Origin of the sequence: Peribacillus sp. NPDC076916 (assembly GCF_050269675.1) — a bacterium.
GTDB classification, from domain to species: Bacteria; Bacillota; Bacilli; order Bacillales; family DSM-1321; genus Peribacillus; species Peribacillus aracenensis.
This window is the reverse complement of the sequence record NZ_JBNNIU010000001.1, coordinates 498,357-516,152: the sequence shown is the minus strand read 5'-3', so window position 1 is coordinate 516,152 and position 17,796 is coordinate 498,357. Positions and strand designations below refer to the sequence as shown.

Genomic DNA, 17,796 nt, shown 5'->3' with positions numbered 1-17,796 from the left:
CTGCGGGAAAAGCGAGTCCTGGGGAGACCCCGCAGGCGCAAAGGCGCCGAGGAGGCTCCCGGACCGCCCGCGGAAAGCGAGTGCCTGGAGTGGAAATCAACGTTTAAATGTAAAAACCCTAAAACAAACTGTAGACAAACTCGATTTCCATCGAGTTTGTCTACAGTTTGTGCCTTTCTTCTATTTGAAGAAAGGTTTTTTTCCGTTTATCCTCCATACCTACTGCATTTTTTATAACTTTCCTTTACATGGGGAAAATTAGAAGTATAATGAAATTATAAAGGTCAAAGTTGGTCAAACCGGATGGTGATTCGTTCATGATGTAGATGAATGGGAGGTTTTAAGATGGATATTAATAAAATGACGGAGAGAACCCAACAGGCGTTCATTGGCGGCCAGGAACTAGCCAAAGATAGAGGGAATCCCGAGTTGACGGAGCTGCATTTATTAAAGGTCTTAATGGAACAGGATGAAAGTTTATTAATCAGGATTTTATCGGAATCTGGTAAACCGATGAATCTATTTGATATAGAGCTAAATAAGGAACTGGATCGATTACCGGAAGTGAGCGGGAGTGTTTCCCAGGTTTACATGTCAACCTCCTTACAGCAAATTTTGTCGGCTGCCGAAAAGGAAATGCAAATGTGGGAGGATGAATATTTATCTGTCGAACATATACTGCTTGCGTCGTTGCAGGTCAATAAAACAAATGTAAACAGGCTTTTTTCAACATATGGAATTGATTATGATAAAGCAAAACGGGTTATAAACGATATAAGGGGGAATCAGCGAGTGACTAGTCAAAATCCTGAAAGCACTTATGAAGTACTGAAAAAATACGGCAGAGATCTCGTTGCTGAGGTTAAGTCGGGGAAGGTCGATCCAGTAATTGGCCGAGATACGGAAATCCGTAACGTCATCCGAATCCTTTCACGTAAAACGAAAAATAATCCTGTATTAATTGGAGAACCTGGAGTAGGTAAAACAGCGATTGTAGAGGGGTTGGCACAAAGGATCGTCAGGAAGGATGTACCGGAAGGTTTAAAGGATAAGACCGTTTTTTCGCTAGATATGAGCGCACTTGTCGCAGGGGCCAAATTCCGCGGTGAATTTGAGGAACGCCTAAAAGCGGTGTTGAGTGAGATCAAGAAGAGTGACGGTAAAATTCTTTTATTCATTGATGAATTACACACAATTGTCGGTGCAGGAAGAACGGATGGCGCACTTGATGCCGGAAATATGTTAAAGCCGATGCTTGCGCGCGGTGAGCTGCATTGTATCGGTGCAACTACCCTTGATGAATATCGGCAATATATTGAAAAGGATCCGGCTCTTGAGCGCCGTTTCCAACAGGTTCTGGTTCCCGAACCGGATGTGGAAGATACGATTTCAATTCTGCGGGGATTAAAGGAACGGTTTGAAATTCACCATGGCGTCAGGATACATGATCGGGCAATCGTTGCGGCCTCCGTCCTTTCGAACCGTTATATAACGGAGCGGTTTTTACCGGATAAAGCGATAGATCTTGTGGATGAAGCATGTGCGATGATCCGTATGGAAATCGACTCAATGCCATCCGAGCTGGATGAAATCACGAGAAAAGTCATGCAACTTGAAATTGAAGAAGCGGCCTTGAAAAATGAGGAGGACCCACAAAGCAAGGCAAGGCTGGAAGTGCTTCAAAAAGAACTATCAGAACTTCAGGATCAAGCGAATAGCATGAAATCCAAGTGGCAAATGGAGAAATCAGCACTTCAAAAGGTGCAGGACAAACGTGAAGAGCTTGAGAAACTGCGTCATGAACTGGAACAGGCTGAGAATGACTATGACCTTAACCGGGCAGCCGAACTTCGGCATGGAAGGATTCCGCAGCTTCAAAAAGAATTGGAAACAATGGAAGACGAATTGGAAAAGGAAAAAAAGGAATCACGATTGCTTCGCCAGGAAGTGACGGAGGAGGAAATTGCCTCGATTGTTGCAAGGTGGACCGGAATACCGATAAGCAAGCTGGTGGAAAGTGAAAGGGAGAAACTGCTTCGCCTATCTGATATCCTGCATGAACGCGTAATAGGTCAAGGAGAAGCGGTGGAACTCGTATCCGATGCCGTTTTAAGAGCAAGGGCGGGAATTAAAGATCCAAATAGACCAATCGGTTCATTCATTTTTCTTGGGCCGACTGGTGTTGGTAAAACCGAATTGGTAAAAGCTTTGGCAGAAACGTTATTCGATAGTGAGGAACATATGATTCGAATCGATATGTCGGAATATATGGAGAAACATTCAGTGTCCCGTCTTGTTGGTGCACCTCCTGGATATGTTGGATTTGAGGAAGGAGGCCAACTTACGGAGGCTGTTAGGAGAAACCCATACTCAGTCATATTATTAGACGAAATTGAAAAGGCACATCCGGAAGTTTTCAATATTTTGCTGCAAATGCTAGATGATGGGAGGATAACGGACTCCCAAGGCAGAACAATCAACTGTAAAAATACGGTGATCATCATGACTTCCAATATCGGTTCCCATTTCTTATTGCAGTCGAACCGGGAGGATGGTGGCATTGAAGAAGAAATAAAAGATCAGGTCTTTAAGGAATTAAGAGGCCATTTCCGTCCCGAATTTTTAAATCGCGTTGATGACATTGTTTTATTCAAACCTCTGACGAAACAAGAAATCGTTGAAATCGTGGATAAAATGGTTCATCAATTACAGGTAAGGTTAACTGAACAAAATATAGTTTTGAACGTCACCGAAGCGGCTAAGGAATTCATTGCGGACCAGGGATATGACCCGGTATATGGAGCAAGACCGCTGAAGCGGTTCATCCAAAAGCATCTGGAAACGAAAATCGCCCGTAAAATCATAGCTGGGAATGTGGAGCTTAAAGAAGGAATCACGATTGATCATGCTCATGATGAATTGGTCCTCATATAAAAACGATGAAATGTAGTTTACACATAAGCAAAGTACGGTATAACAAAAAGGACATCCTAAAAAGGATGTCCTCTTTTGCTTCTTAATGTTGATGAGAGTCTTTAGCTGGCCCGGCAGGCAAGATAGCAGGGATGATACAAATCAGGATAGCAGCAGCTAATCCTAAAATCGTTCCCTGCGCAGCATCGTATGAAACTCCGATCATGGAAGAAACAACATATACAGTCATATGCACTAATAAGAATGTCCAAAAAATTGCCCAAGCATAACGCATCGAATTTCACCCCATTCCACTACATTCATTTTTATCTTACCATAATTAATATACAGTTAAAACGTGTTTTTAATAATAACCGTTAAATAATCCAATACATTAAATCATAAGAGAACTTTTTCCGGCAGACAAGTTGGTTCCAAACTTCAAAGGGGAACTCAAAGGGGAAAATAAAAACAAAAATCGTCCACGCTTGGTTAATTTAGGATGAAAAGTTAGGCATTTCCACTGACCCTTTCTATATTTCTTCATAAATTAATATAGTAGTAGTAATATTCCTTAAAGGAGTTTGAACGATGGAACAGCGAACTTTTCAAATTGATGACCAATGGAATATCATCTATTATCCAGAGCGGCCCAGTGGTTTTTCCGTAATGGTAATTGGAGACCGTAGTCATTTTGTCGAAAAAGACAGCAGCTTTTGGCTGCAGCATCCTGGCAGGCTGCAAATATTGGAATATTTAAAGGAATACGGATACACGCTATTTTCATCCAATTTTTACGGAGCCAACTGGGGCAGTCCTAAAGCACTGGACCTTTCCCTTAACCTATATATTCTTTTCATGAAAAAAGAAATAGTCAATCAAAGGGTTCATATATTGGCAGAGGGGACAGGCGCACTACTTGCCCTAAAGCTAATGAATGAACTTGGAAATAAAATTCGGTCTGTTGTATTGATTGATCCGGTTTTTTCTTTGAAAGCACAACTTGAGAAAGAAAAGGAAAACAAGTTCTTCTATAAAAAGTGGCTGTCAGAGGTTGCTGCTGCATATGAGCTCGATCCGGCAGAATGTGAACAGCATATCCTGGAGACTGAGGATTCAGTTATCGCAGAGAATATCCCCATGAAAGTGATTCAGGTTTTTGGAAGCTTACGGAAAGAGCAAGCCTCCCTTTATCGGCAAATCCAGCTGGCTAGGAAAGCAGATTTGCAACTGACGTATATATTGCCCGAAAAACGTTATAAAATCCCCTATCAAATACAAAAGTTTTTCAATGAGAATGAAGAGATTTTATGAGAAGTGATATATTTTTACAATAGTTTGCATACGATACAGCATCTAAAAAAACTAGACGTGCCGGGTAAAGTGGGTTTGATGGCATAAGAGGAGGCTGTATTTATGCAAACGAACATTGTCATTGGCACTTATCAATTTGTGGGATTCTATGTGACTCAATATTTTTTGAACCAAGGTAAAGAAGTAATCGGAATCGATTGGGCTGATTCCGAAGCAAGTCAGTATATTATGGAAGAAAAGGAACTTGAAATAGGCAGGAATTCAAATTATATATACTTCCCGATTAATAAACTTAAATTATTGGATATTTCACAGCAGGACACGGTGTTCATATCTCTTTACGATATTCAAAGCGGAAAATTGGACAAAATCGATTTTCTGATAGGCGAAATCGTTTCCTTCATTGAGAAATTCAAAAATGGCAAGGATGAAATGCCAAATTTCGTTCTTTTCATGCCCATTGAAAAAGATGACAGTATATTTCAGTCCATATTAAGCTCGATTCGTGAAATAGATTCTGCGAAAATCATATTCTTACCGACGATTTTTGGACCTTGGCAATCGGAAAACATGAGCTTTGAATCTGGAATCAATCAGCTTGGACAGTCAGATATCAATGCGGCAATTGCTGCCGAATATACCGGAGATGCTCTCTATATCACAGACTTTGTTAACGCTTTGGAAGCAGTGCTTACCTCCTCTTCCGATAGGGACATCCAATTGTGCAGCAGTATAGATGATCATTGGAATAAATGTGCCAAGTTGATATTTGGTGAAAGTATGGATTCATCCACTTCCCAATCAACAACTAAAATCAATAAAGGAACAATATTTGAAGTGCAATGCAAAATGGAACCAGCAGAAGGCATTGCTTTACAAAGAAAACATAATAAACGATTAAACTTACTTAAAAAGTGGAGAAAGCGAGACTGACCTGGAGAGCGATAACCAAACATGAAATCGATAGCTTTCGATATTAGGGAAGGGCAAAACTGTATATTTGCCTCTAATCTATATGTCTTGTACTATAATGTTCAAGGATAGGAATTTTCCTCAAAAGATATTCATGTTTTTATATGTGCGCCCTTTACGAAAGGGTGTTGTGGAATTATGATAATATTGAGCTTTATATGGCATCACAATGATCAATTGGATGAATATTCAAAAGATAGGGGGGAAACGCGAATGAGTTCAGATAAAACTCTTGAATTTATGGGAATCGCCATGAAATACTTCCCAGAGGCTAAAGCGAAGCTTGAAGCAAGCGGGATTCCATTCTCAATGGAGATGGCAGAGCCATTCATGGAGCTCTTTAAAAGCGTAATGCAAGAAGCTTATGAGCTTGGCAAACAAGATGCCCAGCGTTAATTAAAGGCAGGCTGTCCGGTTAAAGGGCAGCCTTGATTCTTTATTCTTTTTTCAAGAACTTGTCGATCAATGGGTTCAGATTGATTTTATCGATGGTCGGTTTGTATTGACTGTATAAGCCCATCAATGTTTCAACGCTCTCCATCAATTGCATGTAATCAACCTTTGATTCCTCTTCTTGTTCCGGTTCAGCTTTCCTGCCAAACATCAAATTCGAAAAATGATCATCCGGGTTTCTTTCGCGGTTGCGATTGAAGATGTCCACAATGAATACCTCCTATACTCCCTTTATTTATAATGTATGTCCTAAAATTCCCTTGGCATAGGCGCTCGTCCGACTTCTGAAAGAGATTTCTTTAGCTTTTCAAACTGTTAACTCTTGCAAGGAAGTCTTTTTTTATATAAAATTAGTACCAGGTAATAATAGATGATTATAATAACTCATTAAAATATAAGGGGATGGCAAGATGAATGCTGGAATACTAGGGCTTGGCCGCTACTTACCCGAAAAAATCGTTACAAATGCGGATTTAGAAAAAATTATGGACACTTCCGACGAGTGGATCCGGACTAGGACGGGTATTGAGGAAAGAAGAATTGCAAATGATGATATTGATACATCAGATATGGCCTATGAAGCCGCAAAAGCTGCATTGAAAAATGCGGAAATTTCTGCTGAAAAGATAGATTTAATTCTTGTAGCAACTGTTACACCTGATCAGCCGTTTCCTTCTGTCGCTTGCATGATTCAAGAGAAATTGGGAGCTATGAAGGCAGCTGCAATGGATGTAAGTGCTGCATGTGCTGGTTTTATGTATGGAATGATCACGGCACAGCAATTTATTAAGACAGGTGCATATAAGCATGTGTTGATTGTCGGTGTTGAAAAACTTTCGAAAGTAACCAATTGGGAAGACCGTAACACCGCTGTACTTTTTGGTGACGGAGCGGGTGCAGTTGTACTTGGACCTGTATCTGATGGCAAAGGAGTCCTTTCCTTTGAATTAGGCGCAGATGGAACAGGTGGGAAGCACTTATTACAGGAAGGAGATTTCATTCAAATGAATGGACGTGAAGTATTTAAATTTGCTGTCCGTCAGATGGGGGAATCCAGCCTGGGTGTATTGGACAAAGCTGGTTTGACAAAAGAAGATGTGGATCTGCTTGTCCCGCATCAAGCAAACATACGCATCATGGAAGCGTCAAGGGAACGATTGAATCTCCCGCTTGAAAAAATGACAAAAACGATTCATAAATATGGAAATACTTCATCAGCGTCCATTCCGATTGCCCTTGTGGAAGAAATGGAAGCGGGGAGAATCAAGGAAAATGACTTAATCGTCATGGTCGGTTTTGGTGGTGGCCTTACATGGGGAGCAATCGCTCTTAGGTGGGGTAAATAAAAGAAGAAGCAAAACGTAAGTGCTTTAAAAATAGGAAGGAGCCATTTTTAATGACTAAACGCCGTGTAGTTGTAACAGGTATTGGAGCAATCTCTCCAGTTGGTAATGATGCAGAAACTGGATGGAAGAATATAATCGAGGGGAAATCGGGAATAGGACCTTTAACTCGTTTGAATGCTGAAGAATTCCCCGTAAAAGTGGCTGCTGAAATCAAGGAATTTGATATAGAGACATATATAAATCGTAAAGAAGCGCGCAAAATGGACCGTTTTACCCACTATGCAATCGCCGCTTCCGTTATGGCATATAATGATAGCAAGCTGGAAATAACCGATGAAAATGCTGCACGTGTCGGGGTCTGGATCGGTTCGGGTATCGGCGGGCTGGAGACACTTGAAACACAGCATGAAAACTTTTTAAACAGAGGATATAAACGGGTGAGCCCATTTTTCGTTCCAATGATGATTCCGGACATGGCAGCCGGCCAGGTTTCTATTTTACTGGGTGCAAAAGGCATCAATTCATGTACGGTAACAGCCTGTGCAACAGGAACAAATTCAATTGGCGATGCGTTTAAAGCCATTCAACGGGGTGATGCCGATGTCATGATCACAGGCGGGGCAGAAGCGCCAATCACGAAAATGTCTGTTGCAGGTTTCTGTGCAAATACGGCTTTATCGACCAACCCTGATCCACAAACGGCTAGCCGTCCTTTTGATCTTAATCGTGATGGTTTCGTAATTGGGGAAGGATCGGGAATTATCGTTCTGGAAGATCTTGAACATGCATTGAATAGAGGAGCCAAGATTTATGCTGAAATAGCTGGTTATGGCTCAACTGGAGATGCCTTCCATATTACCGCTCCGGCACCAGGTGGAGAAGGCGGGGCAAGAGCAATGAAAATTGCAATTGAGGATGCAGGTTTGAATCCGGAAGACATCCAATATGTGAATGCCCACGGAACGAGTACGCCATACAATGACAAATACGAAACGATGGCAGTCAAAGAAGTCTTTGGCGACCATGCTAATAAACTTGCAATAAGTTCCACTAAATCGATGACAGGCCATATGTTAGGGGCAGCTGGCGGTGTGGAAGCAATATTCACGATTCAGGCAATAAGGGACAGCATTTTGCCTCCAACCATCAATATTGAAACACCAGACCCTGAGTGTGATTTGGACTATGTTCCGAATCAAGCAAGGAAGGGTGAAATCAATGTAGCCATAAGCAATTCACTTGGATTTGGTGGACATAACGCAACCATTCTTTTCAAGAAGTATAAATAAGTTATGAAGGAAGGGCAGATCTTTTGGGATCTGCTCTTTTTATTTTTAAGGGAAAATGAACATGCAAGGGATATAAAATGTGTCAACCGCCTTCTTGAAATCATACGATAGTCAAAAGAAGCGGAGGTGTATGGGAAATGGGAGTCATTTCAACCGATGAATGGATGATGAAGGATTTCAACCGCCCGGTCAAGATGATGGAAAGACTTAAAAGTACATTCAACAATATCCTTGATGCTGACATGATTTATCATCATTTATTAAAGCATGGCATGTATTCGCCGAATCAAAAAACAAAACTCATATGGGAAGATTTAAAAGAAAATAATGCATGGGAAAAAACAGAAAGCTTGTTTACAGCTTATAAGAAGCTTTGGGGAGGGCCTGATGTTCCCATATATATTTTTCCGCTTATGTCTTCAGGGATATGGAATAAAAAAGTTGAAACGAAGTCAGGGTTGGCATTTAGAGATAAACTATTCCTTTTTTACGGCAAGGGGATGGCCGAAAAGGAAATGGAGGCCCTGTTGATTCATGAATATCATCATGTTTGCCGTCTGCATCATTTGAAAAAGGACCAAAAAGACTACACTCTCCTGGATACGATGATCATGGAAGGACTGGCGGAAAGAACGGTGGAAAAATATTTAGGAGCAAAATTTTTAGCGAAATGGACTAAATTATATCAGGAAGATAAACTACGGGAATTTTGGGTCAGGCATTTAGAGGAAAAGCACAAGATAAAACGTACAGACCCTCTTCATGATGCACTTCTGCTTGGGACGAAAGGATATCCATATATGCTTGGATACTGTACTGGTTATTACCTGGTTAAAAATTTTGAACTCTCTGTGAAGAGATCATTCATTATCCAATCTGAAAAATTCTTATCAAAAAAGAGTTAATATATACGTTCTTTTTTTCTTAATCTGTTTTCTAGAATAGGAATAAATTGTATGGTTCCTGCCTATACTGATTGACAAACAGAAATTTGTTTAAGTGAGGGATGAATGATGCTATATCTTCATGATGTATGGGTTAACTGGTTTGAAGGAGAAGAAAACGGCTATAATATTTGTCATTTTCATGAATGGAGGAAGGATGACGGGATTGAACTATTAGATCAAGTTCCTTTGTTGAAAGTGTCTTCAACATTGTTCCACTACATAGAGAACGACTTGTCAGAATTACCTAAGCCATTGCTCAATGATGTTTATCAAAAAGCATATGCAAGGAAAAATCATGAAAGAATTCAGCTTGACTATTGTTTTATCGTGACTGATGGAAATGGAATTTTAGCTGTTGATACGATAGGTTATCATATTCCGATCAGGAAAAGCAGAATAATTCCCCGGCAGGAACAAATTGTTTATGACATGATAGAAAACCATGATGAGATGGATTACACCTTTACTGAAAAACCTACATCTGAGAAAGAATATCATATTTTGTCGCCGTCTCCCTTATTCATGAACGGTTTGACAAGAAAAGAAAGACAGCTTAAGCAATTGTTATTCATGGCCATGGACCAATTATTCACTGCGAAAAACACTGCTGAAATCCGTTATTGGTATACAGAATGGGCCCCTGAGAAATATGAAAACATTCAAGAAATGGATTTTCAGATAGCTTGGCTTGAGTTATATGAAGAAATGAAGGAAGGCTGGTCAGAGAAGCACCTTCAACTTTGTGAAAACCTTGTGAAGGGGCAGCCTTTTTTTGAAAAGCTTTGGCAAGTGGAGGCTGGCGATAGCCCATCGATATTATGAACAAAAAAGACGATCCGATGAGGATCGTCTTTTTTTAGGCTGTTTTCGCATATTTACCAAGAAAAAAGCGGTGTGGTTGATTTCCCCTCCAGATGCTCGCTTTCCGCGGGGCGGGCGGTGAGCCTCCTTGGCGTAAACGCCAGTGGGGTCTCACCTGTCTCGCTGCTCCCGCAGGAGTCTCGCACTTGCGCTACAATCAACCTTAAATCGTTTAGTTTTTAAAAACAACAATCTTTACGAAAAGAGCCTTTTTTTTATCTCTTTCTGCCTAGTCCCATGCCATTATACATTTTTCTGATCATTTTATTGGCTTCAATATTCGCCTTTTCTGCACCGCGGTCCAGAATTTCATCCAATTCAGGCGAATCGATCAATTCATTGAAGCGTTCCTGGATTGGTAGGATTTCCCCAAGAACCACCTCAGCCAAATCACTTTTAAAGTCACCATAACCTTTACCTTCATACATCTCTTCAATTTCTGAATAGGATTTTCCACTGAAGATGGAGTATATGGACATCAGGTTGGAAACACCCGCTTTGTTTTCCTTATCATAACGGACAATACCTTCCGAATCGGTAACTGCGCTTTTGATGTTTTTTTCGATTTGCTTCGGATCATCCAATAAGGCAATCGTTGCCTTTTTATTAGGATCAGATTTGCTCATTTTCTTGGTTGGTTCCTGAAGGGACATGATACGGGCCCCTTCTGTAGGGAGGCTGATTTCCGGAATTTTAAAAATGTCATTATGCTTTTTATTGAACCGTTCAGCCAAATCGCGTGTCAATTCAAGATGCTGTCTTTGATCTTCCCCGACAGGAACCACATCTGTACTATAAAGGAGAATATCGGCAGCCATTAGCGGCGGGTATGTAAGCAGTGCTGCGGATACCCCTTCTTTGCCAGCGGATTTGTCCTTAAATTGCGTCATTCTCTCAAGTTCCCCTATATAGGATATACTTTGTAAAATCCAGCCTGCCTGAGCATGCGCAGGTACTTCTGATTGAATGAAGATGGTATTCTTTTCAGGATCCAAACCAATGGCCAAATATAAAGCGGCCAATGTTTTAATGTTTTTCCTTAACTTAATGCGATCTTGTGGAACTGTAATTGCATGCTGGTCAACAATACAAAAGAAACATTCATATTCATTTTGTAAGTTAACGAATTGTTTCATGGCTCCAATGTAATTTCCTAAAGTAACGGAACCGGATGGCTGAATGCCGGAGAAAATCCTTTTCAACTGCTAGTCACTCCTCTAAATGCGTTTATTGATAAATGGATATTCGTTCTTCATTATTGTAAGGATAAATAGAAAATGAATCCACTTTCTTTGAAAGAAATGTACGTGCTCCCGTGATGGGGAAAAACGCTCATTTAAATCTTGTGGAGGGCCGTTTTGTCCTGTATCGATGCCATTCTGAGAATACGAAATGTCCACTATACTGTATTTTAGCATTTATTCATATTAAATGTATAATCGAAACGGCAATCAAGCCGTTAGATTGGATTTTCCGTTTCTTTTTTTTGACATGGAAGAAATGAAGGGTTCGAGGAAAATCAAACCGTTTAACATATAGCACAATGAGCAGAGCATTTTAGGGAAGGATACTAACAAGGGAATACAGGATTGTGAACGTATTCTTAACTTTATAAAGCAGTTTTTCAAATTATTTTTAATATATAGGAGTAAAGTTAATTGTTTGTGGTATTAAAGAAAGGGGTTTATTATATTTGTTGAATATTGATGACTGATGGCGAATGAGGTGGAGAAAATGAAACCAATGTGTAAATGGTTGATGACAGGTATGTGCATATTCCTGATTCAACAGCCAGTTCATGCGCAAGGCATGAATGAAACCAGGCAGGTGGCATTAGAAAATAAAGAATTGCCTGTGAGCGTACCGCGTTTTGTTTTTGATTCGGGGTTGAAATTCGACTACCCGGATGCTGTGCGCGGAATATATGTGACAGGGCCTGCAGCTGGCAGCAATAAATTGAATGAACTTATTAAATATGTAGATGAAACCGATTTGAATGCGATGGTCATTGACATTAAGGATGACAGGGGGAACGTGACGTATAAACCCGAAGATCCCGATTCTCCATATGCTGGGATCGGTAAAGACTACATAAAAAACCCAAGGTCAATGCTGAAAAAATTTGAGGATAAACAGATTTATCCAATTGCAAGGGTGGTCGTCTTTAAAGACTCCCATTTGGCCAAAGAGAAGCCTGAATTGTCTTTTTTAGATGGAGAAAAGGTATGGAAGAATGGTCGGGGGGAAGCCTTCGTTAACCCATTCTTAAAAGAGGTGTGGGATTATAATGTCGGTATTGCCATTGAAGCGGCAAAGTTGGGTTTTAAAGAAATTCAATTTGACTATGTCCGTTTTCCCGAAGGATTCGAAAATAAAGAAGATGATTTGAAATATGATGTAGGTGAATATGATGAAGCGAAAGTGAGTAATACAGCTAAAAGGGTTCAGGCAGTGACTGATTTCGTAAGTTATGCGAGGGAAAAACTGGAGCCATATGGTGTGGAAGTATCAGTGGATATTTTTGGATATGCAGCTACATTGCCTGAAGCTCCCGGGATTGGTCAAAACTTCACAAAAATCTCTGAGAATGTTGATGTAATTTCCTCGATGATCTATCCGAGTCACTGGACATCTTATTTTGGTATCGATAAGCCGGATTTGGAGCCTTATAATCTCGTTAAGGAATATGCAAAATTAGAGAACGGAAAGCTGAAGGAATTAAAAACACCACCTACCTCAAGACCTTGGTTACAAGATTTTACTGCCTCATATTTAGGAGAGGGGAATTACCAAAGGTATGGTAAGGAAGAAGTGGAAGCCCAAATAAAAGCATTGAAAGACAATGGTATTGATGAATACTTATTATGGAATGCAGCTAATCGATATACAAAGGGAGTAGACTATACCCCATGAAAAAAAGGATGACCTAGGAAGTTTCTTCAGGTCATCCATATTCTCTCTGAATTACCGCTTTTTATTCCCGCCAACTTGACTCCATCCTGACTGAATTCGTTTCGAATGATCGAAAATATGAGAGTGACGTTTCCCGCCAAACCATTTTTCGCCGATGCCATTCGTCACAACGCCATTCACGGCTGTAATGCCAATAACGCAAGCAGCGACTAAAAAAAAGTCCAAAAAGTAACTGATCATCAAAACCCTCCTAATATTTTCAAGCTATTCAAGTTCCATTGTAGTGGATAAGAAATAATCTGGAAAGTATAAACTAGCAAATGAGGAGATTAAATTATGAATTGGTACGAAAAGCTAAACCAGTATTTCCCTATTGAAGAGATGAAGTCCAAAGAACATATAGAAGTCCTTTTAGAAGATAAGCAGGAAATATATAAAAAAGATGAAGGTCCCGACCATGTTTTATTGTATGTGGAAGGGGACGAGTTTATATTCGTTGATTACCTTTTTGTATCAAAGAAATCAAGGGGGCAGGGACTAGGGAGGAAATTGATTCAAAAATTGCAAAAAAAGCAGAAAACGGTCTTGCTGGAAGTAGAACCAGTACAAGAAAATGATGATGACACATTTAAAAGGCTGAAATTTTATAAAAGGGAAGGATTCCGGCATGCCTCTTCGATCTCCTACAGCAGAAAATCGCTTGCCACCAAGGAGGATACGCCTATGGAAATCTTATATTGGCCCGCAAATCCATCTGTTGATGAAGAGGACGTATTTGATTTCATGAAAGAGATTTATTCTGAAATCCATACTTACAAAGATGATGATCTTTATGGGAAATCTTATCAAGATGTAGAGGATGTACTAAGCTTGAATGCAGGTCAGGAAACCGATATTTTTAAAGAGGTGCAAATTTGAGTAAAAGGGCCGGTTGTTTCACCGGCCCTTTTTAATTTGTCGAAAAGTGTCCCAGCAAAAAACAACCGGAACGTTTGCAAACTGTCTTTTCTTATTGTGCATATTTTGCATTAATTGAATATCTATAACTTCTTGGAACTAGCTGATTTTTGAATTGTTTTTACTTTTGGAAATATATGTGCTAAAAGAATGGTTTTTAATGTAAAAGGAGGAATTTGCATTTGATTAAAGAAAATATATTAACATGATCTTGTTTATTGACAAAGATTGGGGGTAAATAAAAGTAAAGAGTTATTTAAAGAATCATGAGGGCCGTATTGAGAGTTAAATGAGAATGGTAGGTAGGTATTTTCAATTAGAAAAAGCAGTAGTAATGTATTACATAAAAAACGGAAAAAGTTATAGTACAGGCTAAACTAGAAGTTTAAAAGGATTTTTCCAAATATCAAAAAGGGTATTCATTTTAAATAAATTAGTGTATAATAAAGAAAATGAAATACTTAATTAAAATTATTTCAAATTAGAGTGGTACTTATGAATACTAATAGTAGATTTCCCCTCATAGATCACCGATTCTATATTTAGGGAGTGTGAGTAAACATGGTAACATTATATACATCACCTAGTTGTACTTCATGCAGAAAAGCAAAAGCATGGTTAGAGGAACATGAGATTGGATATAAAGAAAGAAACATTTTTTCAGAACCGTTAACGATTGATGAGATTAAAGAAATTCTTCGCATGACAGAAGATGGAACCGATGAAATCATTTCAACACGGTCAAAAACTTTCCAAAAGTTAAACGTAAATTTAGAGAGCCTGCCTCTTCAAGAATTATATAAATTGATCAAGGAGAATCCAGGTCTGTTAAGACGTCCAATTATCCTTGACGAGAAACGGCTTCAAGTTGGTTATAATGAAGATGAGATAAGACGCTTTTTACCACGTAAAGTCCGTACCTTCCAGTTACGGGAAGCACAACGTATGGTCAACTAATAAGGTCTTTCAAGCTCTGCCAGGAAATGTGCAGGGCTTTTTCTTTATACATAACGTTCACTGATTTTTTTAACTTAATGAAGGGGAACATAAAAGAATCCTTAGGCGGCAGCAGACGTTTTGGATTTGCAGCAGGTCCCTTGAACCGGACATCATTTAAAGAAAAAATTAAGAATGCAGCTCATCATGCTGTGTATATAATAAGGCATTAATGGCAGTAAGATCAAAATTGAATAAAGCATTATGATAGTTGCATCAGGATGAATTATTTTATAGAATGAATGGAATATTAGGCAAACAATTGTTTTTTAGATAAGTAATGTTTTTTATTTCCCTTCTTCAAGGTTTTGTCATAAAATGATGTAAAATAGTCCGTTTTAATGACTATCATGATTTACAGTATTCACTTACGGGTAAAGAGCTTTTAAGAGCAATTTTCGCTTGGGGGTTATTATCCCTTCAAAATGAGAAAGGAAGGGAGAGGGGAATCATGGAAATCGAACGCATTAATGACGATACAGTAAAATTTTATATTTCCTATATAGATATTGAGGAAAGAGGCTTTGATCGCGAAGAAATTTGGTACAGCCGCGAGCGAAGTGAGGAGCTTTTTTGGGAAATGATGGATGAAGTGCATCAAGAAGAAGAATTCATGATTGAAGGACCCTTATGGATTCAAGTTCAAGCCCTTGAAAAAGGCTTGGAAGTTTTGGTCACAAAAGCCCAGCTTGCCAAAGATGGTCAGAAACTCGAGCTGCCTCTTTCAGATGATAAGTTAAGGGATTTGAATGTATCAGACAAGATGGATACGCTTCTTGATCAACATTTTCATGGTAAAGATGAAGAAAGCGGTATGACATTCGAAGATGGTATGATTGAATTCATCACGACTTTCGAGGATTTTGAAGATGTCATTTCATTAAGCAAGCGTCATGGCTTGGATGAATGGACGACAAAACTTTATGTTTATCAGAATAAATATTATCTTTATATCGAATTTTCCGAGGCGGAGATTGATGAGGAAGAAATCGATAATGTTTTAAGTCTTTTATTGGAATATAGTCAGGAGTCACCTATAACGGTGCACATGCTTGAAGAGTACGGGAAGATAGTTATCGAAAATGATGTATTCACAACGGTCGATAAATATTTCGCATAGACTGTTGAGGCCGATTTCAGTAGAAATCGGCCTTTTCGTCCAAGAATAAATGTTTTTGCCTTAGCATGGAGGTTTTATAAATATGCCTGTGTTTGTTAATTGGAGGTAGTCTAGGTGAAGAATATAGTTGGCGTCGGTCTGCTTATTCTCTTGTTGGTCAGTACATGGCATTTTCTAATAAATGGCGTCGATGGCGGGCTGATTTTTTATTCTAGTCTTATATTGACCCTTTTCTTGGTGATAATTGGATTCAACATTTTCATGGAAAACCGAGATCCCATCCAGACCATAACATGGCTTGTTATTTTTTGCGCTTTCCCATTCATCGGTTTCATTTTTTACTTTTTGTTTGGCCGTAATTTTCGGAAAGAGAGGATATTTCGCAAGAAGTACTTTTTGGACAAACAGAGTTTCGTGAAAATAAGCGGCGAAGCGGATTATAATGAACGAATTAAGGAAATGGGCGAGAACCCTCAGCAGTTAATCACTCTTGCAAATAGGCTGGGGAATAGCCCTATTTCATTTCAGACTGAAACCCGGGTTCTAAGGAATGGTGATGAAACATTTTCCAATATCATCGAAGAATTAAAAAAAGCCAGACATCATATTCATTTAGAATATTATATTGTTAGGGATGACCGCATTGGCAGACTGTTAAAAGACATCTTGATACAAAAAGCAAAAGAGGGGGTAGTGGTCCGATTTCTATATGATGCGGTTGGTTCTTGGAAGTTAGCACGTTCTTATATCGATGAACTGAAGAATGCAGGAGCTGAAATGGTGGCCTTTGGTCCGCTGCATCTCCCTTTATTAAATAATAAATTCAACTTTCGTAACCATCGTAAAATAATTGTGATAGATGGTTCTGTCGGTTTCATCGGCGGTCTCAATATTGGGGATGAATATTTGGGACAAGATCGGAAATTCGGTTCTTGGCGGGATACGCACCTTATCATAAAGGGGGAAGCTGTCAGGACTTTACAGCTCATATTTCTCCAGGATTGGTATTATAGCACCAATAATAGTTTTTTAAGTGATGAATATCTCATGGCCGGACTGCCGAACCATCACGGACATGGCGGAATTCAATTGATTGGCGGCGGGCCTGATAGTGAGTGGACAATCATAAAAAGCATTTTCTTTAAAATGATCACTTCAGCAGAAAAGTCCGTCTGGATAGCTTCCCCGTATTTCGTTCCTGATGACGATATCTTACAAGCATTGAAGGTGGCCGCTTTAAGTGGCTTGGATGTCAGGCTGCTCGTCCCGAAGAACCCCGATAAACGTATCGTATTTCATGCTTCGAGAACTTATTTTCCCGAATTGCTTGCTTCCGGAGCTCGTATATTCCAATATAATGAAGGCTTCATGCATAGTAAAATCATCATCGTGGATGATCAACTGGCATCAATTGGGACAACCAATATGGATATGAGGAGCTTTCACCTGAATTTCGAAGTCAATGCTTTTCTCTACCGGACGGAAAGTACTCAGCAACTGGTGAATGATTTTTTGGAAGATATAAAGGTATCCCAAGAAGTGGAGATTGGTGCGTTTTCCAAACGGAATTTCGGTTTGAAGGTTTTGGAGTCCACTTGCCGATTGCTTTCACCCCTTCTTTAGATACTTTCGCTTATGCCGATAAGGCATTTTTTTTTTGCGGATTAAAAGGAATCCTAAGCAAAGCAGGCGAATGTAGTGGATGAGGAGGAGAT

General features: G+C 39.5%; 17 protein-coding genes. 13 read left to right on the top strand and 4 right to left on the bottom strand.

Features of this window, described 5'->3' with window-relative positions:
* Positions 1–345: 345 nt before the first annotated feature.
* A complete protein-coding gene (gene clpB, locus ACQKFG_RS02600; protein WP_349728979.1) occupies positions 346–2,934 on the top strand; it encodes an ATP-dependent chaperone ClpB in 2,589 nt (862 codons plus the stop codon).
* Positions 2,935–3,016: 82 nt separating this feature from the next.
* On the opposite strand, the gene ACQKFG_RS02595 is transcribed toward clpB, so the two are convergent.
* Positions 3,017–3,208 carry a YjzD family protein gene (locus ACQKFG_RS02595; protein ID WP_076367140.1) on the bottom strand — a complete coding sequence of 64 codons (192 nt, stop codon included), beginning with the start codon at positions 3,206–3,208 and terminating at the stop codon, positions 3,017–3,019.
* A gap of 296 nt (positions 3,209–3,504) precedes the next feature.
* On the opposite strand from ACQKFG_RS02595, the gene ACQKFG_RS02590 reads away from it, so the two are divergent.
* The 3 genes from ACQKFG_RS02590 (at position 3,505) to ACQKFG_RS02580 (ending at position 5,595) form a co-directional block, all read left to right on the top strand.
* Complete coding sequence (locus ACQKFG_RS02590; RefSeq protein ID WP_353871643.1) at positions 3,505–4,227, top strand: hydrolase; 723 nt, start codon at positions 3,505–3,507, stop codon at positions 4,225–4,227.
* Positions 4,228–4,329: 102 nt separating this feature from the next.
* Entirely contained in the window at positions 4,330–5,160 is an 831-nt protein-coding gene (locus ACQKFG_RS02585; protein ID WP_192203705.1) for a hypothetical protein, read from the top strand.
* 252 nt (positions 5,161–5,412) lie between these two features.
* On the top strand, positions 5,413–5,595 hold the full coding sequence (locus tag ACQKFG_RS02580; protein WP_034314525.1) for a ComZ family protein: 183 nt from the start codon (positions 5,413–5,415) through the stop codon (positions 5,593–5,595).
* Between the two features lie 40 nt (positions 5,596–5,635).
* Here the strand turns inward: ACQKFG_RS02580 and ACQKFG_RS02575 are convergent, their stop codons facing one another.
* A complete protein-coding gene (locus tag ACQKFG_RS02575; RefSeq protein ID WP_342615271.1) occupies positions 5,636–5,860 on the bottom strand; it encodes a hypothetical protein in 225 nt (74 codons plus the stop codon).
* 202 nt (positions 5,861–6,062) lie between these two features.
* On the opposite strand from ACQKFG_RS02575, the gene ACQKFG_RS02570 reads away from it, so the two are divergent.
* The 4 genes from ACQKFG_RS02570 to ACQKFG_RS02555 all read left to right on the top strand — a co-directional run bounded on the left by ACQKFG_RS02570 (position 6,063) and on the right by ACQKFG_RS02555 (position 10,056).
* Positions 6,063–6,998: a beta-ketoacyl-ACP synthase III gene (locus ACQKFG_RS02570; protein ID WP_192203707.1), complete on the top strand. Its 936-nt coding sequence runs from the start codon at positions 6,063–6,065 to the stop codon at positions 6,996–6,998.
* Positions 6,999–7,048: 50 nt separating this feature from the next.
* The gene (gene fabF, locus ACQKFG_RS02565; protein WP_192203708.1) at positions 7,049–8,287 is read left to right on the top strand and encodes a beta-ketoacyl-ACP synthase II; all 1,239 of its coding nucleotides are present in this window, start codon (positions 7,049–7,051) and stop codon (positions 8,285–8,287) included.
* A gap of 137 nt (positions 8,288–8,424) precedes the next feature.
* Positions 8,425–9,192: a DUF2268 domain-containing protein gene (locus ACQKFG_RS02560; protein ID WP_427555971.1), complete on the top strand. Its 768-nt coding sequence runs from the start codon at positions 8,425–8,427 to the stop codon at positions 9,190–9,192.
* A gap of 108 nt (positions 9,193–9,300) precedes the next feature.
* The gene (locus ACQKFG_RS02555; RefSeq protein WP_192208171.1) at positions 9,301–10,056 is read left to right on the top strand and encodes a YjbA family protein; all 756 of its coding nucleotides are present in this window, start codon (positions 9,301–9,303) and stop codon (positions 10,054–10,056) included.
* Positions 10,057–10,310: 254 nt separating this feature from the next.
* On the opposite strand, the gene trpS is transcribed toward ACQKFG_RS02555, so the two are convergent.
* Positions 10,311–11,297 (bottom strand): tryptophan--tRNA ligase, encoded by a 987-nt coding sequence (gene trpS, locus ACQKFG_RS02550; RefSeq protein ID WP_098371292.1) that lies wholly within the window; start codon positions 11,295–11,297, stop codon positions 10,311–10,313.
* Between the two features lie 565 nt (positions 11,298–11,862).
* On the opposite strand from trpS, the gene ACQKFG_RS02545 reads away from it, so the two are divergent.
* Positions 11,863–13,008, top strand: a complete 1,146-nt coding sequence (locus ACQKFG_RS02545) for a putative glycoside hydrolase (RefSeq protein WP_342615796.1) — start codon at positions 11,863–11,865, stop codon at positions 13,006–13,008.
* A gap of 51 nt (positions 13,009–13,059) precedes the next feature.
* Here the strand turns inward: ACQKFG_RS02545 and ACQKFG_RS02540 are convergent, their stop codons facing one another.
* Positions 13,060–13,248, bottom strand: coding sequence for a hypothetical protein (locus ACQKFG_RS02540; protein ID WP_192203711.1), 189 nt, complete (start codon positions 13,246–13,248; stop codon positions 13,060–13,062).
* A gap of 96 nt (positions 13,249–13,344) precedes the next feature.
* Between ACQKFG_RS02540 and ACQKFG_RS02535 the strand changes: the two genes are divergently transcribed.
* The 4 genes from ACQKFG_RS02535 (at position 13,345) to cls (ending at position 17,704) form a co-directional block, all read left to right on the top strand.
* A complete protein-coding gene (locus tag ACQKFG_RS02535; RefSeq protein WP_353871647.1) occupies positions 13,345–13,926 on the top strand; it encodes a GNAT family N-acetyltransferase in 582 nt (193 codons plus the stop codon).
* Between the two features lie 600 nt (positions 13,927–14,526).
* On the top strand, positions 14,527–14,922 hold the full coding sequence (gene spxA, locus ACQKFG_RS02530) for a transcriptional regulator SpxA (protein ID WP_034314502.1): 396 nt from the start codon (positions 14,527–14,529) through the stop codon (positions 14,920–14,922).
* Positions 14,923–15,412: 490 nt separating this feature from the next.
* On the top strand, positions 15,413–16,081 hold the full coding sequence (mecA, locus tag ACQKFG_RS02525; protein ID WP_192203713.1) for an adaptor protein MecA: 669 nt from the start codon (positions 15,413–15,415) through the stop codon (positions 16,079–16,081).
* A gap of 114 nt (positions 16,082–16,195) precedes the next feature.
* A complete protein-coding gene (gene cls, locus ACQKFG_RS02520; RefSeq protein ID WP_427555965.1) occupies positions 16,196–17,704 on the top strand; it encodes a cardiolipin synthase in 1,509 nt (502 codons plus the stop codon).
* Positions 17,705–17,796 lie beyond the last annotated feature (92 nt).